Raw genomic sequence first — 1,933 nt, forward strand, 5'->3', positions numbered from 1 at the left:
TTAAAAGTGTAGTATACTTAATCATTATTTCGAGTTTTCAAATAAAAATACCGAAGGTGACCCAATGTTATATATAAAACAACTACTACACTTCACTTACGAGCAAGCATTATCTTGCTTATTCCCAGTCGTTATTTTCTTAACACTAGCCCTTTCAAAAATCGTTTCTATTCCAGGGTTATATCGCTATGATTTCATACTCATTGCATGTCTTCTTATGCAGTGGATTATGTACAAGACTGGACTTGAGACGAAAGACGAATTAAAAGTAATTACTGTCTTTCACCTCATCGGCCTTTTACTAGAAATATATAAAGTTCATTTCGGTTCATGGAGTTATCCTGAAGAGGCGTATTCAAAGATTTTTGGAGTTCCACTTTACAGCGGCTTTATGTACGCAAGTGTCGCAAGTTACATATGCCAAGCGTGGAGAAGGTTGCATTTAAAAATGCATCATTGGCCGAAAGCTATTTTTGCCGTGCCGTTAGGAGCTATGATTTACTTCAATTTTTTCACACACCACTTTACATACGATTTTAGATGGATATTAACTTTACTACTATTCATTGTTTTCTCTCGCACATTTGTACAATTTTCATTACAAGGCGTTACATATACAATGCCACTCGTTCTCTCCTTTTTCCTTATCGGATTCTTCATTTGGATTGCAGAAAACATCGCAACATTTTTCGGAGCATGGCAATATCCAAATCAACGGGAAGCGTGGAATCTCGTTCACTTAAGCAAAATTAGTTCATGGTTTTTACTCGTTGTTATTAGCATTATGATTGTTACACAACTCAAACATTTGAAAGAGTCGAAAAAATAATGCTGATTATGTAAAAATAGTTAGCCCATCACTCATTAGAAAGTGATGGGCTTTTTTACCTTCCTTATTAAAGTAGTTACATATTATGAGCTACTACTAGCAGAAGATGTTGCTGCAGATGAAGCGGCAATCGTTGCCATCATAGCTGCTTGTTGTGCTTGTATGAGGACTTCTATCATAGTTTGTAAACCTGTGTTGGTAGCTTTACTTTCCTCACCTTTCTGACTTACGAACAGTTGAATAGCAATAAGAATATTCGTATCTGTATGCCAACGGAATAATTTCTCCCCCTGCAGTTTTTCAATCAACGCTTTAATAGCATAAATCTCTTTTTCTCCATCTTCAAGTAACGCTAGTAGCCCGATTGCTGGATAATGCATCTGTTTCACTTTTACCTTTTCTTGTTTTAACAAATTCCATATGTTTGTACATGTTGCAACTAACATTTCTTCACGGACATCCTTCTTTAGTGAAAGAATATGACTTAAAAACTGAAGATCATTCCCTTTACGCAAACCAGCTTTCGCTAGTTTCTGATACAGACGTTCTACACGATCCATAAGTGTTTCTACATTCTCTGATTGTCCTGCTAATAAAACCGCGAGCGGATAATCATTTGTACTTGTAAGAAAGAGGTGATCCTTTTTCATGCGTTTATATACTTGCATCGAACGCTGAATGTGCGCGCCATGCTGTTCATTTTCTTCTGTTAAAAGCACAGCTGCTGCGAGATAAGTAAATATACTCCGGCTAAAGCCACTAGTGACCAATTGTTCATATAAATCTAAAAACGTCCGAAAAGCTTTCTTGTAATCTGTAAAGTGAATATCTAATGTTGCGGCCACTACAAAACGATGATAAGACTTTAAGTATGAAAACATCCCTACTTGATTCTTAATATAACTACTAATTTCTAAAAAACGTTCGAGATTAAACAATTTATCACTACCTGCATACATAGCAGCAATCATCATTCCTGTTCGAGAATCACTCGTTTTCCATTTTAGTTCTCCCTTTAACTGTACATATGTATGTTTATATTGCTCTAACTTTTGCTCTAATGTAATCATAGTATTCACCCCTATTTCTAGTTCTTCTCTATCA

2 protein-coding genes are annotated in these 1,933 nt (G+C 35.7%); one reads left to right on the forward strand and one right to left on the reverse strand.

The genetic code is table 11. The annotated features are described in order from the left end of the window. Positions 1 to 64 precede the first annotated feature (64 nt). Positions 65 to 829: a DUF817 domain-containing protein gene (locus ACQGS6_RS27445; RefSeq protein ID WP_000965751.1), complete on the forward strand. Its 765-nt coding sequence runs from the start codon at positions 65 to 67 to the stop codon at positions 827 to 829. A gap of 83 nt (positions 830 to 912) precedes the next feature. Here the strand turns inward: ACQGS6_RS27445 and ACQGS6_RS27450 are convergent. Continuing rightward, positions 913 to 1,933 (reverse strand): DUF4003 domain-containing protein (locus ACQGS6_RS27450; protein WP_426965955.1); only part of this gene is annotated, 1,021 nt, incomplete at its 5' end.

The sequence above is a fragment of the Bacillus sp. GMs2/2 genome, assembly GCF_050172095.1.
Taxonomy (GTDB): Bacteria; Bacillota; Bacilli; order Bacillales; family Bacillaceae_G; genus Bacillus_A; species Bacillus_A cereus.

Excerpts from the sequence above, each read along its gene's own strand:
- ACQGS6_RS27445 (WP_000965751.1), top strand. The coding sequence starts at position 65 with ATGTTATATATAAAACAACTACTACACTTCACTTACGAGCAAGCATTA.